25 protein-coding genes are annotated in these 19,395 nt (G+C 63.8%); 20 read left to right on the top strand and 5 right to left on the bottom strand.

Annotation, left to right across the window (positions count from 1 at the left end):
• Window positions 1-22: 22 nt before the first annotated feature.
• From WH367_RS02225 to WH367_RS02215, 3 genes are all read right to left on the bottom strand, one after another.
• A complete protein-coding gene (locus WH367_RS02225) occupies window positions 23-655 on the bottom strand; it encodes a LysE family translocator (protein ID WP_339519790.1) in 633 nt (210 codons plus the stop codon).
• Window positions 656-717: 62 nt separating this feature from the next.
• Window positions 718-1,017 carry a putative quinol monooxygenase gene (locus WH367_RS02220; protein ID WP_339533989.1) on the bottom strand — a complete coding sequence of 100 codons (300 nt, stop codon included), beginning with the start codon at window positions 1,015-1,017 and terminating at the stop codon, window positions 718-720.
• A gap of 29 nt (window positions 1,018-1,046) precedes the next feature.
• Window positions 1,047-1,484 carry a DUF3293 domain-containing protein gene (locus tag WH367_RS02215; protein ID WP_339533988.1) on the bottom strand — a complete coding sequence of 146 codons (438 nt, stop codon included), beginning with the start codon at window positions 1,482-1,484 and terminating at the stop codon, window positions 1,047-1,049.
• A gap of 258 nt (window positions 1,485-1,742) precedes the next feature.
• Here WH367_RS02215 and WH367_RS02210 point away from each other — a divergent pair, with 258 nt between their 5' ends.
• From WH367_RS02210 to hisD, 14 genes are all read left to right on the top strand, one after another.
• The gene (locus WH367_RS02210; protein ID WP_339533987.1) at window positions 1,743-2,555 is read left to right on the top strand and encodes an amino acid ABC transporter substrate-binding protein; all 813 of its coding nucleotides are present in this window, start codon (window positions 1,743-1,745) and stop codon (window positions 2,553-2,555) included.
• Window positions 2,556-2,755: 200 nt separating this feature from the next.
• Window positions 2,756-3,409: an amino acid ABC transporter permease gene (locus tag WH367_RS02205; protein ID WP_021026088.1), complete on the top strand. Its 654-nt coding sequence runs from the start codon at window positions 2,756-2,758 to the stop codon at window positions 3,407-3,409.
• A gap of 54 nt (window positions 3,410-3,463) precedes the next feature.
• The gene (locus tag WH367_RS02200; protein WP_445228051.1) at window positions 3,464-4,252 is read left to right on the top strand and encodes an amino acid ABC transporter ATP-binding protein; all 789 of its coding nucleotides are present in this window, start codon (window positions 3,464-3,466) and stop codon (window positions 4,250-4,252) included.
• Window positions 4,253-4,524: 272 nt separating this feature from the next.
• Window positions 4,525-5,355, top strand: coding sequence for an ABC transporter ATP-binding protein (locus tag WH367_RS02195; protein WP_021026086.1), 831 nt, complete (start codon window positions 4,525-4,527; stop codon window positions 5,353-5,355).
• Entirely contained in the window at window positions 5,355-6,137 is a 783-nt protein-coding gene (mlaE, locus tag WH367_RS02190) for a lipid asymmetry maintenance ABC transporter permease subunit MlaE (protein WP_021026085.1), read from the top strand. The genes WH367_RS02195 and mlaE overlap by 1 nt, the downstream gene beginning before the upstream one ends.
• Window positions 6,138-6,178: 41 nt before the next feature.
• Window positions 6,179-6,658 (top strand): outer membrane lipid asymmetry maintenance protein MlaD, encoded by a 480-nt coding sequence (mlaD, locus tag WH367_RS02185; protein ID WP_021026084.1) that lies wholly within the window; start codon window positions 6,179-6,181, stop codon window positions 6,656-6,658.
• 24 nt (window positions 6,659-6,682) lie between these two features.
• A complete protein-coding gene (locus WH367_RS02180; protein WP_339519796.1) occupies window positions 6,683-7,453 on the top strand; it encodes an MlaA family lipoprotein in 771 nt (256 codons plus the stop codon).
• Between the two features lie 113 nt (window positions 7,454-7,566).
• The gene (locus WH367_RS02175) at window positions 7,567-8,214 is read left to right on the top strand and encodes an MlaC/ttg2D family ABC transporter substrate-binding protein (protein WP_021026082.1); all 648 of its coding nucleotides are present in this window, start codon (window positions 7,567-7,569) and stop codon (window positions 8,212-8,214) included.
• Window positions 8,215-8,216: 2 nt separating this feature from the next.
• Window positions 8,217-8,498 (top strand): STAS domain-containing protein, encoded by a 282-nt coding sequence (locus tag WH367_RS02170; protein ID WP_021026081.1) that lies wholly within the window; start codon window positions 8,217-8,219, stop codon window positions 8,496-8,498.
• Window positions 8,499-8,553: 55 nt separating this feature from the next.
• Window positions 8,554-9,504, top strand: a complete 951-nt coding sequence (locus WH367_RS02165) for an ABC transporter ATP-binding protein (protein WP_021026080.1) — start codon at window positions 8,554-8,556, stop codon at window positions 9,502-9,504.
• Entirely contained in the window at window positions 9,501-10,256 is a 756-nt protein-coding gene (locus WH367_RS02160; RefSeq protein WP_021026079.1) for an ABC transporter permease, read from the top strand. Before WH367_RS02165 ends, WH367_RS02160 begins: the two co-directional genes overlap by 4 nt.
• A gap of 103 nt (window positions 10,257-10,359) precedes the next feature.
• The gene (locus WH367_RS02155) at window positions 10,360-10,602 is read left to right on the top strand and encodes a BolA family protein (protein WP_021026078.1); all 243 of its coding nucleotides are present in this window, start codon (window positions 10,360-10,362) and stop codon (window positions 10,600-10,602) included.
• 91 nt (window positions 10,603-10,693) lie between these two features.
• Window positions 10,694-11,338, top strand: coding sequence for an ATP phosphoribosyltransferase (gene hisG, locus WH367_RS02150; RefSeq protein WP_027010712.1), 645 nt, complete (start codon window positions 10,694-10,696; stop codon window positions 11,336-11,338).
• A 69-nt stretch (window positions 11,339-11,407) separates the two neighbouring features.
• Complete coding sequence (gene hisD, locus WH367_RS02145) at window positions 11,408-12,727, top strand: histidinol dehydrogenase (protein WP_339519799.1); 1,320 nt, start codon at window positions 11,408-11,410, stop codon at window positions 12,725-12,727.
• 59 nt (window positions 12,728-12,786) lie between these two features.
• On the opposite strand, the gene WH367_RS02140 is transcribed toward hisD, so the two are convergent.
• Together WH367_RS02140 and WH367_RS02135 are read right to left on the bottom strand one after the other, a co-directional pair.
• Complete coding sequence (locus tag WH367_RS02140; protein WP_339533986.1) at window positions 12,787-14,265, bottom strand: glycosyltransferase family 39 protein; 1,479 nt, start codon at window positions 14,263-14,265, stop codon at window positions 12,787-12,789.
• A gap of 197 nt (window positions 14,266-14,462) precedes the next feature.
• On the bottom strand, window positions 14,463-15,338 hold the full coding sequence (locus WH367_RS02135) for an NAD-dependent protein deacetylase (protein ID WP_339533985.1): 876 nt from the start codon (window positions 15,336-15,338) through the stop codon (window positions 14,463-14,465).
• A gap of 109 nt (window positions 15,339-15,447) precedes the next feature.
• Here WH367_RS02135 and WH367_RS02130 point away from each other — a divergent pair, with 109 nt between their 5' ends.
• From WH367_RS02130 to hisA, 6 genes are read left to right on the top strand one after another with little or no spacing between them, the layout of a single operon-like run.
• Window positions 15,448-15,708 carry a DUF6364 family protein gene (locus WH367_RS02130; protein WP_027010710.1) on the top strand — a complete coding sequence of 87 codons (261 nt, stop codon included), beginning with the start codon at window positions 15,448-15,450 and terminating at the stop codon, window positions 15,706-15,708.
• On the top strand, window positions 15,705-16,145 hold the full coding sequence (locus WH367_RS02125) for a PIN domain-containing protein (protein WP_339533983.1): 441 nt from the start codon (window positions 15,705-15,707) through the stop codon (window positions 16,143-16,145). The genes WH367_RS02130 and WH367_RS02125 overlap by 4 nt, the downstream gene beginning before the upstream one ends.
• Window positions 16,146-16,172: 27 nt before the next feature.
• Complete coding sequence (hisC, locus tag WH367_RS02120; RefSeq protein WP_339519805.1) at window positions 16,173-17,291, top strand: histidinol-phosphate transaminase; 1,119 nt, start codon at window positions 16,173-16,175, stop codon at window positions 17,289-17,291.
• A complete protein-coding gene (gene hisB / locus WH367_RS02115; RefSeq protein WP_339519807.1) occupies window positions 17,288-17,917 on the top strand; it encodes an imidazoleglycerol-phosphate dehydratase HisB in 630 nt (209 codons plus the stop codon). Before hisC ends, hisB begins: the two co-directional genes overlap by 4 nt.
• 38 nt (window positions 17,918-17,955) lie before the next feature.
• Window positions 17,956-18,624 carry an imidazole glycerol phosphate synthase subunit HisH gene (gene hisH / locus WH367_RS02110; protein ID WP_339533982.1) on the top strand — a complete coding sequence of 223 codons (669 nt, stop codon included), beginning with the start codon at window positions 17,956-17,958 and terminating at the stop codon, window positions 18,622-18,624.
• Between the two features lie 23 nt (window positions 18,625-18,647).
• Window positions 18,648-19,394, top strand: a complete 747-nt coding sequence (hisA, locus tag WH367_RS02105) for a 1-(5-phosphoribosyl)-5-[(5-phosphoribosylamino)methylideneamino]imidazole-4-carboxamide isomerase (protein WP_339533981.1) — start codon at window positions 18,648-18,650, stop codon at window positions 19,392-19,394.
• The last annotated feature ends 1 nt before the right edge of the window (window position 19,395 follow it).

Genomic DNA, 19,395 nt, shown 5'->3' with positions numbered 1-19,395 from the left:
ACCCCGGGCTGCAGCGCCTGTTTTACTTGCGGGCCTCAGTCAGCATGCGCAGCGCCAGGCCTGCGAGCACGGTGCCCATCATCCAGCGCTGCAGCTGCACCCAGCTGGGGCGGCTGGCCAGAAACACGGCGATCGAGCCGGCCAGCATCGCGATGGCGGCATTCACGCTGATGCTGATAACGATCTGCGTGAAGCCCAGCACCATCGACTGCGAAAAAACGCTGCCCTGTGCCGGTGTGATGAACTGCGGCAGCAGCGACAAATACATCACCGCAATCTTGGGGTTGAGCAGGTTGGTCAAAAAACCCATCGCAAACAGCTTGCGCGGGCTGTCCTGCGGCAACTGGCGCAGCGCAAATGGGGAGCGGCCGCCCGGCTTGACGGCCTGCCAGGCCAGGTACAGCAGGTACAGCGCGCCGCCAATGCGCAGTGCGTCATAGGCGTAGGGGATGGCCATCACGATCGCGGTGATGCCCAGGGCCGCGCACAGCATGTAGAAGACAAAGCCCAGGGCCACACCGCCCAGCGAGATCAGCCCGGCAACACGCCCCTGGCATATCGAGCGCGAGATCAGGTAGACCATGTTGGGCCCGGGGGTCAGGACCATGCCCAGGGAAATAAGGCCAAAGGCGAGCCAGTTGTGGAATTCAGGCATGGGCGGCGTGCAAGCGGTGGGGTGGAGAAGAGAGCAGTCGGAGAGGAGAGCGCCAGCTGCGATCAGGTGCTGCGCGGCGCGCCCACCTCATAGACGCGCAGATTGCGCTCGCCCATCTCCAGCGCAGGCCAGGCAGCGCGCCAGGCCTGGATATGGCTGGACGCAAAGTGCGCATCGAGCGCGGCCTGGTCGCTCCAGAGCTCTTTGACGTGGATCAGCCCGGGCACCAGCACATCCTGGGCGTAGCCGTATTCCAGGCAGCCGGCTTCAGCGCGGGAGGCTTCGACCATTGCCTGCATGGCGGGCAGGGCGCGTTCCAGATTGGCGGCGGGCAGGCGGACGGTGCCAACGATCAACAGCATGGGTTTTCCTCTCAGTCGGTCAATGGGGATCAGCGCATCCAGCCGGGCACCTTGGTTTCCAGCAGCTGGGGCACCATGTCGGCGCTGGTCCATACCACTGCCAGCTGCTCCCACTGCGCGGCCCAGCGCTGGGCATCGTCGCGGCCCATGCCGATGACGAGAAACCCCGGCTCGGCCGGCCAGCCGTTGGCAGGGTGCTGGGCGACGGCGGGCAGCGCGGCAAAACCGGCAGCGCCCAGCGCGCGGCCCAGTTGGGCGTGGCGTTCGATGTTCTCGTCCTTGTCCAGCAGCTCGCCCATGGGGTTGAAGGCGGTGATGAAGCAGCTGCAGTCGGTCTGGTGCTGCTGGTAGAGGGCGCCAAGCGCCGCCTGGGCCTGGCCCAGCTGCAGGATGAACGGGGCCTGGTTCAGCACGTGGTACTGGGTTTCTTCAAAGGCCTTGCGCAGTTCGGGCGAGAGGGTGGTCATAAATAAGGGGCCGCCAGTGTTGTAAATCATGCACGCGCAGCAAGCGACAGCCGTGATGTCGAGATGCCCTGGTCGCCAGATGGCGGCCGGGGCAGCCATCGTAGCGGCTTGCGGACGTCCGACTAGGCCGGCAGAGTTTTCCACACAAGCGACACGAATTTCGTGTGATCGGAGACAATACGCGATTCGCCTGCACGCTGATGCTTGTACAAAACAAGTCAAGTGCTCTTATTTTGTCTTTCTCTTTGGTTGAGACACATGAAAAAACGTTCTTTCGTTGCCACCCTGGCGCTGACTGCCTTGCTCACCGCTTGCGGCAAGAATGATGCGCCCAAGCCTGCGGCTGAAGCACCCGCGCCTGCGCCTGTTGCTGCTGCAAGCACCAAGCTGGTGGTAGGTCTGGACGACAACTTCCCGCCCATGGGTTTCCGTGACGAGAAGAACGAAATCGTGGGCTTTGACATCGACATGGCCCGCGAAGCAGCTAAGCGCGCTGGCATCGAAGTGGAATTCAAGCCCATCGACTGGAACGCCAAGGAAGCCGAGCTGCTGGGCAAGCGCGTCGATGCACTGTGGAATGGCCTGACCATTCTGGAAGAGCGCAAGGAAAAGATCCTCTTCACCGACCCCTACATGGTCAACAAGCAGATCATCATCGTGAAGGCCGGCTCGCCGATCAAGACCAAGGCCGACATGGCAGGCAAGATCGTTGGCGCCCAGGAAGGCTCCAGCGCCGTGACCGCGATGGAAAAGGACAAGGACCTGCACGCCCAATTCAAGGAAACCAAGCTGTTTGGCGACAACATCGCTGCGCTGATGGACGTGGAAGCTGGCCGTCTGGACGTGGTGGTGGTGGACGAGGTCGTGGGCCGTTACCTGGTCTCCAAGAAGCCTGACAACTATGTGGTGCTGGCTGAAGACTTTGGCACTGAAGACTATGGCGTGGGCTTCCGCAAGGACGACGAAGCCACCCGCAACAAGATCAACGACGTGCTGTCTGAGATGAAGAAGGACGGCAAGGCCGAAGAAATCGCCAAGAAGTGGTTTGGCGCCGACGTGATCAAGCACTGATCTGCGTGTGACTTTGCACCGGGCCGGCACAGCGTGCCGGTCTTGTGCTTTTGGGCGCAGCCCATGGCCGCCGCAGCGCTGGGCGCTGCCCGGCGGCCAGAACGGATTTTTTTGACAGGAGTGCCAGACCAGGAGCGCCAACGCGTTCCAAGGCGCTCGTGCCTGTGGCAGCGAAGCCGCTGCCACCCTGAAGGCCATCGATGGATTATGTAATTTCAATGCTGGGGCCGCTGTCCAACGGCGCCCTGGTGACTCTCAAGCTGTTTTTCATCACCCTGGCGCTGTCGGTGCCACTGGGTCTGGCCCTGGCGTTGGCGCGCATCTCGCGCTTCAAGGCGCTGGCGCGCTTTGTCGAGGCCTATATCTGGCTGATGCGCGGCACGCCGCTGATGCTGCAGCTGCTGTTCATTTACTTTGCGCTGCCCTTTGTGCCGGTGATCGGCGTGCGCCTGCCGGACTTCCCCTCGGCCGTCGTGGCATTCGCGCTGAACTACGCGGCCTATTTTGCCGAGATCTTCCGCGCCGGTATCCAGAGCGTGGACCGGGGCCAGTACGAAGGCGCGAAGGTGCTGGGCCTGTCCTACAGCCAGACCATGCGCCGCATTGTGCTGCCGCAGATGGTGCGCACCATTTTGCCGCCGGTCAGCAACGAGACCATCACCCTGGTCAAGGACACCTCGCTGATCTATGTGCTCGCCCTCAACGACCTGCTGCGCGCTGCGCGCGGCATTGTGCAGCGCGACTTCACGACCACGCCCTTTGTGGTGGCGGCCGCCTTCTACCTGCTGATGACCCTGGTGCTGACCTGGGGCTTCAACCGCCTGGAAAAGCGCTATGCGAAATACGACGCATAAGTGGCTGGTAGCGGTCGGTGGATGGAAAGCGGCAACGGCGAACAGCGCAGGAGAATGGCGATGACAGGCAATGACATGGGCACCCCGGTGATGGTGCAGGCGCGTGATATCTGCAAGGCCTTCAATGGCAACGAGGTGCTCAAGCGCGTGTCGCTCGATATCCACAAGGGCGAGGTGATGGCGGTGATCGGGCCCTCGGGTTCGGGCAAGAGCACCTTTTTGCGCTGCTTGAACCACCTCGAAGTGATCGATTCGGGCTCGGTCGTGGTCGAGGGCCAGACCTTGGTCAGTACCAATGCCCAGGGCCAGGCCCAGTACGCACCCGAGGCCCAGATGCGCGCCATTTTGCGCCGCATGGGCATGGTCTTCCAGGGCTTCAACCTGTTCCCACATCTGTCGGTGATCGACAACATCACCGAGGCACCGATGGTCGTCAAGGGCCTGACGCGCGAGCAGATCATGCCCAAGGCCCAGGAGCTGCTGCGCAAGGTGGGGCTGCTGGAAAAGGCCGATGCCTATCCAGCGCGGCTGTCGGGCGGCCAAAAACAGCGCGTGGCCATTGCCCGGGCGCTGGCAATGGAGCCGGACATCATGCTGTTTGACGAGCCCACCTCGGCGCTGGACCCGGAGCTGACCGGCGAAGTGCTGCGCACCATGCGCCAGCTGGCCGAGGAGCACATGACCATGCTGGTGGTCACCCACGAAATGGGCTTTGCCCGCGAGGTGGCCAATACCGTGGTGTTCATGGACCAGGGCGCCCTGATCGAGGCCAAGCCTGCGCGCGCCTTCTTCGAGGACTGCAGCCATCCCCGCATTCGTTCCTTTTTGGACAATATGCTTTAATCGTGGGCGCTTCTCACCGTTGTTGACGCTGTGAACAACGGGCCAAGAGGCTGCCTGTGCGATGCTGAAGACTTGCCCGATCAGGCAAGCGACAGCAATAGCCTGTTGCCTTGCGGGGCTTAGCCCGTCCGGGTTACGATCTGGCTATATAAATACATTCATGAATGTTTGTTACAAGCGGTAAGCTTGATGGCTTGCGCTGCGGCAACTGACTACAGAAAAGAGCCCTGCCCCCTCTTATGATGACGATGCCGGATGTTGCCGGCTTTTCTATGCAATCTTCTGCCTCACCACCTCTTGTCGAACTGCGCAATGTCACCTTTGGCTATGGTGACCGCACCATCTTGCGTGATGTGTCGCTGACCATCCCGCGTGGGAAGGTGACTGCGCTGATGGGCGCATCCGGTGGCGGCAAAACCACGGTGCTGCGCCTGATTGGCGGGCAGGCCCGCGCCCAGGCCGGCCAGGTGCTGCTCGACGGCCAGGATGTGGGGGCGATGAGCCAGGCACAGCTCTATGCCGCGCGGCGCCGCATGGGCATGCTGTTCCAGTTTGGCGCGCTGTTCACCGATATGACGGTGTTCGAAAACGTGGCTTTTCCGCTGCGCGAACATACCCAGCTGTCCGATGCGATGGTGCGCGACATTGTGCTGATGAAGCTGCAGGCCGTGGGCCTGCGCGGCGCGCGCGATTTGATGCCCTCGCAGATCTCCGGCGGCATGGCCCGGCGCGTGGCGCTGGCCCGTGCCATGGCGCTGGACCCGGAATTCATCATGTACGACGAGCCCTTTGCGGGGCTCGACCCGATTTCGCTGGGCACCTCGGCGCAGCTGATCCGCGAGCTCAACGACGCGCTGGGCCTGACCAGCATCATCGTCTCGCACGATCTGGAAGAGACCTTCAAGCTGGCCGACCAGGTGATCATCCTGGGCCCTGGGGTGGTGGCCGCGCAGGGTACGCCCGATGAGGTGCGTGCCAGCAGCGATCCGCTCGTGCACCAGTTTGTCAACGCGCTGGCGCAGGGGCCCGTGCCTTTCCATGTGCAAGGGCCCAGCATCGATGAAGATTTTGGCCCTGGCGCCGCCAAGAAGGGAGGCCGCTGATGCGTTGGTGGCACCCTGCTGATATCGGTTTTGCGCTGCGCTCCAAGGCTGCGGCAGTAGGCCAGGCCACGCGCCTGTTGCTGCGCCTGGTCGCCGGGCTGGGCTATGTGCTCAAACGCCCGGGCCTGCTGCGCGACCAGATCCATTTTTTGGGCAATTATTCGCTGGCCATCATTGGCGTCTCGGGCCTCTTCGTCGGCTTTGTGCTGGGGCTGCAGGGCTACTACATCCTGCAGCGCTACGGCTCGGCCGAGGCCGTGGGCATGATGGTGGCGTTGACCCTGCTGCGCGAGCTGGGCCCGGTGGTGACGGCGCTGCTGTTTGCTGGCCGTGCCGGCACCGCATTGACGGCCGAGATTGGCCTGATGAAGGCGGGCGAGCAGCTCTCGGCCATGGAGATGATGGCCGTCAATCCGATCGAGCGCATTCTGGCGCCGCGCTTTTGGGCCGGCCTGATTGCGATGCCGCTGCTGGCGGCGGTGTTCAGCGCCGTCGGCATCATGGGCGGCTGGATTGTTGGCGTATTGATGCTGGGCATCGATGGCGGCGCTTTCTGGGGCCAGATGCAAAGCGGTGTCGATGTGTTCCAGGATCTGGGCAACGGCGTGATCAAGAGCATCGTCTTTGGCATCACGGTGACCTTTGTCGCCTTGCTCCAAGGCTTTGTCGCCAAGCCCACTCCCGAAGGTGTCTCGCGTGCCACCACGCGCACCGTGGTCATGGCCTCGTTGTCGGTGTTGGCGCTGGACTTCATGCTCACGGCCATGATGTTCAGCATCTGACGCCTGCCCTGTAGATAGTGAAAAGAGAAACGGATTCGCATATGCAGCCCTCCAAAACCGATATCTGGGTTGGCCTGTTTGTCATGCTGGGCGCTGCCGCGCTGGTGTTCCTGGCCTTGCGCGCAGGCAATCTGCTGACCCTGGATTTCAACAAAGGCTATGAGGTCACCGCCCGCTTTGACAACATTGGCGGCTTGAAGCCGCAGGCCGCCGTGCGCAGCGCCGGCGTCAAGGTCGGCCGTGTCAAAAGCATTGGCTTCAATGACCAGACCTTCCAGGCCGATGTCCATATCGAGCTGACCAATGGCTACGCCTTTCCCAAGGACAGCTCGTTCAAGATCCTGACCAGCGGCCTGCTGGGCGACCAGTACGTGGGCGTGGAGGCCGGCTTTGATGAAAAGCCCTTGGTCAGTGGTGATACCGTCACCAATACACAATCTGCCATCGTGCTGGAAAATCTGATCGGCCAGTTCCTGTATGGCAAGGCCTCGGAGAGCTCCGCACCCAAGGCTGCCGAATAACACAAGCAAAAAAAGAGAACGATGATGCGTTATCCAATCCACCTCCCAGCCCGCACCTGGATGCTGGCCTCCTCCCTGGGCCTGGCTGCGCTGCTGGCCGGCTGCGCCAGCGGCCCTGGCGCCAACCCCCGCGACCCGCTGGAGCCCTACAACCGGGCGATGTTCAGCTTCAACGATGCCGTCGACAGCGCGGTGCTCGAGCCCGTGGCCACCGGCTACCGCGATGTGACGCCGACTGTGGTGCGCACCGCCGTGACCAACTTCTTCGCCAACCTGGGTGACCTGTGGTCGGCCGTGAACAACGCGCTGCAGCTCAAGGGCGAGGGCACCTACAACAGCGTGGTGCGCTTTACTACCAACACCGTGTTTGGTCTGGGCGGTCTGATCGACATCGCCAGCGAGATGGACATCGAGCGCCACAAGCAGGACTTTGGCCTGACCCTGGCACGCTACGGCATGCCCGCCGGTGCCTACATCGTCTGGCCTTTGCTCGGCCCCTCGACCATCCGTGACTCCGCCGGCATGGTGGTGGACTGGCAAGGCAATGTGGTCAGCTCGATCAACGATGTGCCGGTGCGCAATTCGCTGACCGGCCTGCGTATCGTCAACACCCGCGCCAACCTGCTGGGCACCACATCGCTGGTGCAGTCTGCGGCACTCGACAAGTACAGCTTCACCCGTGACGCCTACCTGCAGCTGCGCCAGAACGCCAGCCAGTCCGCTGAGGACGAGGACGAGACCCAGTGGATGAATGAGTCGGCCGCTGACCCCCAGCCCCAGGGCGGCGTCAAATAAGCCGGCGTTGTAAAGACTTACAAGAAATAGAGCGGTGCATGCAACTGCATGGCCGCCTCAGCATCAAAAGTGCTCTGAGTCTGAATCGCAGACCTGGGCTGAAAGGAAAGCATATGTTCAATCGTCGCGCATGGGTGCAGTACTCCGCCGCAGTGGCTGCCGTGGCCTGCATGGCATCGGCCCCTCTGGTGGCCAGCGCCGCCGACATGGCGCCCGACGCCATGATCAAGCAACTCTCGGACGAGGTGCTCAACACCTTGAAGACCGACCAGTCCATCCGCGGTGGTGATGTCTCCAAGATCACCTCGTATGTCGACAGCGTGGTCATGCCCAATGTGGATTTCCGCCGCATGATGGCTTCGGCCGTTGGCCCCAAGTGGCGCACGGCCACGGCTGCGCAGCAGCAGCAACTGCAAGATGAGTTCAAGAAGCTGATGGTCAACACCTACGCCGGTGCGCTGCACCAGGTGAGCAACCAGACCATCAATGTCAAGCCGGTGCGCATGCAGGCAGGCGACAAAGAGGTGGTGGTGCGCTCCGAGATCCTGGGCCGTGGTGACCCGATCCAGCTGGACTACCGCCTGCAAAAGACGCCGGGCCAGGGCATGGGCTGGAAGATCTACAACCTGAACGTGATGGGCATCTGGATGGTGGAGACCTACCGCAACCAGTTCCAGGAAGAGTTGAACAAGCCCGGTGGCAGCCCGCAGACCTTGATCGACTCGATCGCTGCCCGCAACAAGGCCAACGCAGGCAAGTAAGCATGGCCGCGCTCAGCCTGCCTTCGACCTTGACCCATGACCAGGCACAGGCCTGCCTGCAGCACTTGCAGGCAGGCATGGCGCAGCTGCCTGCGGGCGCTGCGGTGCAGATCGATGCCAGTGCCTTGGCGGTGTTTGACTCGTCGGCGCTGGCGGTGATGCTGGGCAGCCGGCGCGCGGCACTGGGGGCCGGCCGGCCCTTTGAGATGCGCGGCGTGTCCGCGCCGCTGCTGTCGCTGGCCCGCCTCTATGGTGTTGATGGCCTGCTGACCACCGCCGGCTGAGCGCTGAATCCCCAGGACAGCGCCATCTGGCCGCTGCGCCTACAATGGCCGACTCATGTCCGCCATCGCATTCCAATCCGTCTCCAAGGTCTACCAGACCGCCAAGGGGCCCTTCCAGGCATTGAACAACGTCAGCCTCGATATCGAGGAAGGGGAGTTCTTTGGCCTGCTCGGCCCCAACGGCGCGGGCAAGACCACCATGATCAGTATTCTGGCCGGCCTGGCCCGCGCCAGCAGTGGCTCCGTCAAGGTGCTGGGCAGCGATGTGCGCGAGGATTACGCCAACGCGCGCCGCAAGCTCGGTATCGTGCCGCAGGAGTTGGTGTTTGATCCCTTTTTCAATGTGCGCGAGTCGCTGCGCATCCAGTCCGGCTATTTCGGTGTGAAGAACAACGATGCCTGGATCGATGAGCTGCTCGAGAGCCTGGGCCTGGCGGACAAGGCCACGGCCAATATGCGCCAGCTGAGCGGCGGCATGAAGCGCCGCGTGCTCGTTGCCCAGGCGCTGGTGCACAAGCCGCCGATCATCGTGCTCGATGAGCCCACGGCAGGCGTCGATGTGGAGTTGCGCCAGACCTTGTGGCAGTTCGTCAGCAAGCTCAACAAGCAAGGCCATACGGTGCTGCTCACCACCCATTACCTGGAAGAGGCCGAAGCGCTGTGCAACCGCATTGCGATGCTGCGCTCGGGCCATGTGGTGGCGCTGTCGACCATGGCCGAGCTGCTGCAGGGCAGCTCCTCGAACGTGCTGCAGTTCAAGACCGATGGCCTGCTGCCGGCCGATCTGGCCGCCCAGGCGCGCATCACCGGCCGCATTGTGCAACTGCCCGCCAGCAGCGCAGCGGATGTGGAACGCATCCTCGCCCAGCTGCGCACGGCAGGCGTGGTGGTGGAAGACCTGGAGATCCGCCGCGCGGATCTGGAGGATGTGTTCTTGCAAGTGATGGCGCGCGATGCCGTGGTGGACCATGCCACCACGCAACTGGGTGCGGGAGTGGCACGATGAGCGGCTGGCAAACCCTGTTTTACAAAGAAGTGCTGCGTTTTTGGAAGGTGAGCTTCCAGACCGTGGCCGCGCCGGTGCTGACCGCCGTGCTCTACCTGCTGATCTTTGGCCATGTGCTGCAAGGCCGCGTGACCGTGTTCAGCGATGTCAGCTACACCGCTTTCCTGGTGCCGGGCCTGGTGATGATGAGCCTGCTGCAAAACGCCTTTGCCAACAGCTCGTCGAGCCTGGTGCAAAGCAAGATCATGGGCAGCCTGGTGTTTGTGCTGCTGACGCCGCTGTCGCACTGGGGCTGGTTCTTTGCCTTTGTCGGTGCCTCCATCGTGCGGGGCCTGGCCGTCGGCCTGGGTGTCTATGTGATCACCTTGTTCTTTGCGCCGCCGCATTTTGCATCGCTGCCCTGGGTGCTGATGTTTGCCGTGCTGGGTGCGGGCCTGATGGGTACGCTGGGCCTGCTGGCCGGCCTGTGGGCGGACAAGTTCGACCAGATGGCTGCGTTCCAGAACTTTGTGATCGTGCCGATGACCTTTCTGTCGGGCGTGTTCTATTCGATCCAGTCGCTGCCCCCGTTCTGGCAAAAGGTCAGCCACCTGAACCCGTTCTTCTACATGATCGACGGCTTTCGCTATGGCTTTTTTGGCCAGAGCGACACCTCGCCCTGGCTGAGCCTGGGCATTGTGGCGGTCGCCTGGCTGCTGGTGAGTGCATTGGCCGTGCAGCTGCTGCGCACCGGCTACAAGATCCGCAACTGATGAACATTGGCTGCAGCCCACGCGTGGCTGCAGTCGCCTGGCCAGCAGCCCGCCCCACGGAGCGGCTGGCAGGCATTTAGAACCGACTAAGTGAGAGCGTGCAATGACTGCTGAGGACCTCAAAGACATCATCACCGCCGGCCTGGCCTGCGAACATATTGCGCTGGAAGGCGACGGCCGCCACTGGTTTGCCACCATCGTGTCGCCTGCCTTTGAAGGCAAGCGCCTGATCCAGCGCCACCAGCTGGTCTACGCGACCCTGGGCCAGAAGATGCATACCGATGAGGTGCATGCACTGTCGATGAAGACGCACACCCCTGCCGAGTGGGCTGCCCAGCAGGCCTGATTTTTCTTGTATCAACCCAGGCTGGCCCAGCCCCATCCGGCAAGGATGCGCAGGCTGCCGCTGGCGAAAGTGCCCCATGGACAACACCACCATGATCACCTTGGCCCTCTCCAAAGGCCGCATTTTTGACGAAACCCTGCCGCTGCTGGCCGCTGCAGGCATCGAGGTGCTCGAAGACCCCGAAAAGTCGCGCAAGCTGATTTTTGCCACCACCCAGCCCGATGTGCAGGTGGTGCTGGTGCGCGCCTCCGATGTGCCCACCTATGTGCAATACGGCGGCGCCGACCTGGGCGTGACCGGCAAGGACACCTTGCTCGAGCATGGCGGCGAGGGTCTCTTCCAGCCGCTCGATCTGCAGATCGCCAAGTGCCGCGTGAGCGTGGCGGTGCGCAACGACTTTGACTATGCCCAGGCCGTCAAGCGCGGCGCACGCCTGCGCGTGGCCACCAAGTACCCGCAGATTGCCCGCGAGTTCTTTGCGCGCAAGGGCGTGCACGTGGACCTGATCAAACTCTACGGCAGTATGGAGCTGGCGCCGCTGACCGGCCTGGCCGATGCCATCGTTGACCTGGTGAGCACCGGCAATACCCTGCGCGCCAACCACCTGCAGGAAGTCGAGCACATTATCGACATCAGCTCCCACCTGGTGGTGAACCAGGCGGCGCTCAAGCTCAAGCAAAAGCGCCTGCGCCATATCATCGATGTGTTCGCCGCCGGCGTGGCCCAGAACAGCTAAGCCGCACCTACCATCCCCCAGGCTGGCACCTGCCTGTTTGAAAAGTGTCTGAGTCAGAAGGTAATCACTATGGAATTCGTTGCCACTCCCGCCCGTCTGTCAACCACCGATGCCCAGTTCGAGCATGATTTTGCTCAGCGCCTGCATTGGTCGGCAGACACGGACGCTGCCATCGAGCAGCGGGTGGCAGATATCCTGGCGGATGTGCAAAAGCGCGGCGATGCCGCCGTGCTGGACTACACCGCGCGCTTTGATGGCCTGCAGGTGAGCAGCATGGCTGCGCTGGAGTTGAGCAAGCAAGAGCTCAAGGCCGCCTTTGAGGGCCTACCCACTGAGCAGCGCGAGGCGCTTGAATCCGCAGCCCGCCGCGTGCGCAGCTACCACGAGGCCCAGAAAAAGGCCAATGGCGAGAGCTGGAGCTACCGCGACGAAGACGGCACCTTGCTGGGCCAGAAGGTCACGCCGCTGGACCGCGTGGGCATCTATGTGCCAGGCGGCAAGGCCGCCTACCCCAGCAGCGTGCTGATGAACGCCATCCCCGCCCATGTGGCCGGTGTGGAAGACATCATCATGGTGGTGCCCACGCCCCAGGGCGTGAAGAACCCGCTGGTGCTGGCTGCGGCCTATGTGGCGGGCGTACACCGCGCCTTCACCATTGGCGGCGCACAGGCCGTGGCGGCGCTGGCGTATGGCACGGCCACCATCCCCAAGGTGGACAAGATCACCGGCCCGGGCAATGCCTATGTGGCCAGCGCCAAAAAGCGCGTGTTTGGCCTGGTGGGCATCGACATGATTGCCGGCCCCAGCGAAATTCTGGTGCTGGCCGATGGCTCGACGCCGCCGGACTGGGTGGCTATGGACCTGTTCTCGCAGGCCGAGCACGATGAGCTGGCGCAGTCGATTCTGCTTTGCCCCGATGCCGCCTACCTGGATGCCGTGCAGCGCGAAATCGACCGCCTGCTGCCCGAGATGCCGCGCAAGGCCATCATTGCCAAGAGCCTGTCCGACCGGGGCGCGCTGATTTTGACGCGTGACATGGAAGAGGCCTGCGTGCTGAGCAACCGCATTGCGCCCGAGCACTTGGAAGTCTCCAGCCGCGATCCGCACCGCTGGGAGCCCTTGCTCAAGCATGCGGGCGCAATCTTCCTGGGTGCCTACACCAGCGAAAGCCTGGGCGACTACTGCGCAGGCCCCAACCATGTGCTGCCCACCAGCGGCACCGCGCGTTTCTCGTCGCCGCTGGGTGTCTATGACTTCCAAAAGCGCTCCAGCCTGATCGAGGTGAGCGAGGCGGGCGCCCAGGTACTGGGCAAGACCGCGGCGGTGCTGGCCTATGGCGAAGGCCTGCAAGGCCACGCGCGCGCAGCCGAGATGCGCATCAAGCGCTAAGCATCGCTCGCCTGCAGCCCCGGGTCAAAACGGCTGGGGCAGAGCAAGCAGGGCGGTGATCAACGCCGCTCGCAGGCCGCCGGCACATAGGCGCGCCATTGCACCACCAGGTCCGCACGGCTCTGGCCCCTGGGCCAGGGAATGCTCCAGGCACCCTCGTGCAGGCGCATACCTTGCAGCCCATCGAGCACCGGGTAGGGCCCGGTAGGGGCGTCCCGATCCGCATCTTCTTGCGCCTGCCAGATCCGCAGCGCACCCTGCTGCTGCAGGCGCTCGGCCGTGGCCCAGGGCGAATGGCGAGGGTCGCCCGGGATCAGCACCGAGGGCTGGCTTTGGGCGCCGATGGCGACAAGGCCTCCGGTCCAGGCATCGCTGGCGACGGTATCGAGCGGGCAGCTGGACAGCGAATCCCAGGTGGCTTCGGCCTGCTTAGCCAGCGCGGCGGCAGGCCAGTCGCTGCGCACGGGGCTCCTGCGGAAGTCCGAGATCTTCCACAGGTACACACCGCAGAGCACGGAAATCAACGTGAGCCACACGATGGTGCCGCGCAGCAGATAAGGGCGCATGGGCGCGAGCCAGGCGCTGGGGATCAGCGCCGCTGCCAGCACGCCGCTGAAAGGCCACATCGGCACGCCCCACATATCCCGCAGACGCAAGCCCAGGGCCATGCCCAGGGCCGCCAGCAGCAAACCGGGGGCCAGTGCGATGAGGCACAGGTAGGCCGGCTTGGCGCTGTGCCATTGCCAGGGGGCGGACACTGCAGGCCGCAGCCTGGACCAGCGCAGCCGCAAAAAGGCAAACAGCACTATCAGCAAGAGCGGCAGGTGGTTGAGCAGCTGGGTCAGCAAAAAACCCAGCGCGCCGGCGCGCGGCGATTCGCCGGAGCTGTTGGAGCGGTCCTTGGCATAGGAGAAAGGCAGCCAGTCATTGTTGTGCAGCCAAAGCAGGTGCGGTGCAAACACCAGCGCCATCACCAGCAAGGCCAGCCAGGGGCCTGGACGGCGCAGCAGGCTGCGTGCGGGGCTCAGCACCGTAAACAGGCCCAGGCAGAGCAGCAGCAAGCCGATGGAGTATTTGCTCAGCAGCCCCAGGCCGGCCATCAGGCCCAGCATCAGCCATTGCCAGCGCTTGTCGTCCTGCCAGGCGGCCAGGTAGAAGTAGCAGATGCCCGCCCAAAAAGGCATCTGCGCAATATTGTGGTTGAACTCCAGCGCGGGCCGGGTGTAGAAGACCACGCCCATGGTCAGCACCGTGCCGATAAAGGCGCGCTCGCGCCCGACCAGGCGGCAGGCCGTCAGCCACACCAGCCACAAGGTCAGCGCCACACAGAGCTGGCTCAGCGCAAACGGGCCCCAGCGGCCCAGTGCCAGGAAAGACACATGCAGCGCAATCGGTGGCAGCGGCGGATGCTTGTAGTAACCCCATTGCCATTCACGGCCCCAGCCCAGGCTCTCGACCACATCCAGCGGAAAGCTGGGGGCCAGCAGCGGTGGCATGAGGGTCCAGGCCAGGGCGTACAGGCAGGCAAAGGCCAGCATGGTGCGCAACGCTTTTTGGTGGTCGTGCGGCTGGAGTGGGTGGGGGATGGCAGGGGGCATGCAGTGGAACGCTCACAGCGCTTGAGGCTGTGTCAGGGGCTGGGTGGGCTTTGTAAAGCTGGCTAGTGTAGCTGCAGGCTATCGGCTGCATCTACCGTTGGCGGGGCAGCAGGCGGGGGTTTTGGTTACTGAAAATATCAGCCGCTGCGGGCGGGCGCCAGCAGATCGGCCAGGCTGCTGAGCGCGGGCGCGCAGGCCTGGGCCAGCTTCAGGTCCAGCAGTGCGCCATCGCGCATCTGCCCCAGGTTGATGGCGGCCACCGGCAGGCCCGCTTGCTTGGCGGCATGCACAAAGCGCAGGCCCGAATACACCATCAAGGAGCTGCCCACCACCAGCAGCGCGCCGCTGGCAGCCAGGTGGTCCATGGCTTGCTGGCGGCGCGCGGCTGGCACGTTTTCACCATAGAAGACGACATCGGGCTTGAGGATGCCGCCGCAGGCAGGGCAGGCTGGCACCTGAAAGGCGGCAAAGTCCACGCCGGCCAGATCGGCATCGCCATCGGGTGCGGCGCTGGCGCTCAGGTGCTGCCAATCGGGGTTGGCGGCCAGCAGCTGGTGCTGGAAATCAGTACGCGCCAGGCGCCGGCCGCAGCCCATGCAGACCACCTGGTCGAGCCGGCCATGCAGATCCACCACCCGCTCGCTGCCCGCGCGCTGGTGCAGGCCATCAACGTTCTGGGTGATCAGGCCTTGGACATAACCGGCCTGCTCCAGCCGGGCTAGCGCCTGGTGCGCGGCATTGGGCTGGGCCTGCGAGAACACCGGCCAGCCGACCAGGCTGCGCGCCCAGTAGCGCTGGCGCGTGAGTGTCTCGGCCATGAAATCCTGAAAGCGCACCGGGGCAGGGCGCTTCCAGGCGCCTTGCGCATCGCGGTAATCGGGGATGCCGCTGCCGGTGCTCACGCCCGCGCCGGTCAGCACGGTCCAGGGGCGGTGCTGCTGCAGCAAGCGGGTCAAGGCTGCCAGATCTGCGGAAACAGGGGCTTGCGGGAGGAGGTCGGTGAGAAGTGGCATGGCTTAGGGCTTGGCTGCAATGATCATAGTGCCCGCAACGTCCGATGGCTGCAGTCTGGATTTTCGACACGAAATTCGTGTTGCACGAATTTCGTGTAAAATCGACCGCATGAAAAATCTCACCATCACTGTGGAAGACAGCGTGCTGGAATGGGCCCGGGTCGAGGCCGCGCGGCGTGGCACCAGCGTCTCGCGCATGGTAGGAGATTTTATGGCCGAGCTCCAGCAGCGCGAGGACGCCTACGAGCGCGCCTACCTGGCTTGGCGCACGGACGAGCGCAGCTGGCAAGGCGGCGCAACGCCCCAGGGTGGCGCCGCTGCGGCACGCAAAATCGGCGGCCGCCGCAAGACCGGGCAGGAGGGCGCATGAGCACCGTGTTTGTCGATACCTCGGTGCTGGTCGCCGCAGAAAACGTCTCCGATGCCACGCTCTACCAGGCCACCTTGGACTGGCTCGATCTGCTGTGGAGCAGCCGCACCGGCCGCACCGGCAACCAGGCGCTGAGCGAGTTCTACGACCAGGTCACCACGGCGGCGAGCCCCATGCCCCAAGGCGACGCACGCGCCGCCATCCGCCGCTACCAAAGCTGGACGCCTTGGAAAACCGATGCCGCCACCTTGGAGACCGCCTGGGCGGTGCAGGCGCGCCATGCCTTGGACTTTGGCGATTGCCTGGCGGTGGCCTGCGCCCAGCACAGTGGCTGCCAGCAGATGCTCAGCCTCCACCTGCCCCATGGCGCCGAATTTGGTGGCGTGACCATCGTGCACCCCTTGCGCCAGGCCGCACCGGCCCAGGCCAAAGCCTGAATATTCCTGATGTGAAAGAGTGATGTGATGACGTCCCAAGACAAGTCTGTGCAGGCCCTGCAACGCATCCGCGCCGATGTGCGCGCCATGCAGGCCTACCATGTGCAAGATTCCAAAGGTCTGCTGAAGATGGACACCATGGAGAACCCCTACCGCCTGCCAGATGCGCTGCAGCAAAAGCTGGGCGAGCGGCTGGGCGCGCTGGAAATCAACCGCTACCCGGGCGAGCGCCTGGAGACGCTGAAGAAAATGCTGGCCGACTATGTGGGCGCGCCTACCGGCACGGCCGTGCTGCTGGGCAATGGCTCGGACGAGATCATCACCTTGCTGGCGCTGGCCACCGCCCAGCCCCATGCTGAGGGCCGCGCCAAGATGCTCGCGCCGATGCCAGGTTTTGTGATGTACCCCATGTCCGCCCAGCTGCAGGGCCTGGACTTTGTGGGCGTCAACCTGACGGCAGACTTTGACCTGGATGTGCCCGCGATGCAGGCCGCCATCGCAAAGCACAAGCCCGCCATCACCTATATCGCCTACCCCAACAACCCGACCGCGACCCTGTGGGACGACGACAAGGTGCTGGCCGTCATCGATGCGGTGGCGGAGGTGGGTGGCCTGGTGGTGATGGACGAGGCCTACCAGCCCTTTGCCAGCCGCAGCTGGATCGACCAGATGCGTGCCGACCCTGCGCGCAATGCGCATGTGCTGCTGATGCGCACCCTGTCCAAGTTCGGTCTGGCCGGTGCGCGCCTGGGCTACCTGGTGGGGCCGGCGGTCATCGTCAACGAGATCGACAAGGTGCGCCCACCCTACAACATCAGCGTGCTCAACTGCGAGACCGCGATTTTTGCGCTGGAGAACGAGGCGCTCTATGCCGAGCAGGCCCGCGCCATCCGCGCAGAACGCCAGCCGCTGATTGACGCGCTGCAGGCGCTCAGCGGCGTGCGCAAGGTCTGGCCGTCAGAAGCGAACATGGTGCTGATGCGCGTAGACGATGCGGGCAAGACCCAGGCGGCGATGAAGGCGCGTGGCGTGCTCGTCAAGAATGTGTCGGCCATGCACCCGCTGCTGGCCCAGTGCCTGCGGCTGACCGTGGGCACCCGCGAAGAAAATGCCCGCATGCTGGCGGCGCTCAAGGAGTCTGTATGAACCATCTGGTTCCCACCCCATCGACCGCCACGCCGCTGCACCGCACGGCCGAGGTGGCTCGCAACACCGCCGAGACCCGCATCCAGGTGCGCGTCGACCTGGACGGCACGGGCCATGCCCGGCTGAACTCGGGCATCGGCTTTCTGGACCACATGCTGGACCAGATCGCGCGCCATGGTCTGATCGACCTGGACATCGAGTGTGCGGGCGACCTGCATATCGACGGCCACCACACGGTCGAAGACATCGGCATCACCTTGGGCCAGGCCTTTGCGAAGGCCATTGGTGACAAGAAGGGCATACGCCGCTATGGCCACGCCTATGTGCCGCTCGATGAGGCGCTCAGCCGCGTGGTGATTGATTTCTCCGGCCGCCCGGGTCTGCACATGGATGTGAAGTTCACCGCCGGCAGCATTGGCCAGCTTGATACGCAGCTGGTGTACGAGTTCTTCCAGGGCTTTGTGAACCATGCCGGCGTGACCTTGCACATCGACAACCTCAAGGGCTTCAATGCCCACCACCAGTGCGAGACCATCTTCAAAGCCTTTGCGCGCGCATTGCGTTTTGCGTTGGAGCATGATCCCCGCATGGCGGGCGTGATACCGTCCACCAAGGGCTCCCTGTAAGCTGCCGTTGGCGGCAGCCGCTACACTTCATTCTTGCTATGACAACTTCATCCAATACCGTTGCCGTGGTGGACTACGGCATGGGCAATCTGCGCTCGGTATCGCAGGCCGTGCAGGCGGCAGCGGCCGGCTCGTCCGTGGCCGTGGTGGTGACGGCCGACCCCGACGTGGTGCGTGCCGCCACCCGCATTGTGCTGCCGGGCCAGGGCGCCATGCGCGACTGCATGGCCGAGCTCAAGGCCTCGGGCCTGCAGGACAGCGTGCTGGAAGCGGCCCGCAACAAGCCGATGTTCGGCGTCTGCGTGGGCATGCAGATGCTGCTGGACCACAGCGAAGAGGGCGACACCCCGGGCCTGGGCCTGATCGCCGGCCAGGTGCGCAAGTTCCAGCTGGCGGGCCGCACCCAGGCCGATGGCAGCCGCTTCAAGGTGCCGCAAATGGGCTGGAACCAGGTGCAGCAGCAAGCCCATGGCGGCCAGCCTCACCCGGTCTGGCAAGGCGTGCCTGACCAGTCCTATTTCTATTTTGTCCACAGCTTTTATGCGGCCCCAGCCAGTGATGCCCAGTGCCACGGTTGGGCCGAGTATGGCGAACGCTTTGCCTGCGCCATTGGCCGCGACAACATCTTTGCCACCCAGTTTCATCCAGAAAAAAGTGCGGACCAGGGCCTGGCGCTCTACCGCAACTTCTTGCACTGGAACCCTTAAATTTTCACCGTCAGCCCACTACCATGCTGCTCATTCCTGCGATTGACCTCAAGGACGGTCACTGCGTTCGTCTCAAGCAAGGCGATATGGACCAATCCACCACCTTTGGTGAAGACCCGGTTGCGGTCGCCCGCCGCTGGTTCGATGCGGGCGCGCGCCGCCTGCATCTGGTGGACCTCAACGGCGCCTTTGCCGGCCAGCCCAAGAACCTGCCGGTCATCAAGGCCATCCTGAAAGAGTTTGGTGACGAGCTGCCGGTGCAGCTGGGTGGCGGTATCCGCGACCTGGACACCATCGAAAAATACATCGATGCCGGCATGCAGTACGTGATCATCGGCACCGCTGCGGTCAAGGACCCGGGCTTTTTGCAGAACGCCTGCACGGCCTTTGCCGGCCACATCATCGTCGGCCTCGATGCCAAGGACGGCATGGTTGCCACCGATGGCTGGAGCAAGATCACCCAGCACTCGGTCATCGAGACGGCCAAGCGCTTTGAGGACTGGGGTGTGGAATCGATCATCTACACCGACATCGGCCGTGACGGCATGCTCAGCGGCATCAACATGGAAGCCACCATCAAGCTGGCCCAGGCGATCAAGATTCCGGTCATTGCCTCCGGTGGACTGTCGGGCATGGCCGATATCGAGGCGCTGTGCAAGGCCGAGCCCGAAGGCGTCGAAGGCGTCATCTGCGGCCGCGCCATCTACACCGGTGATCTGGATTTTGCCGCGGCCCAGGAGCGCGCGGACCAGTTGAGTGACCGTGTCTGAT

This window comes from Comamonas sp. MYb21 (genome assembly GCF_037479395.1).
GTDB lineage: Bacteria > Pseudomonadota > Gammaproteobacteria > Burkholderiales > Burkholderiaceae_C > Comamonas.
Note: the sequence above shows the minus strand (reverse complement) of the source record. Positions and strands in the feature narration are given on the sequence as shown.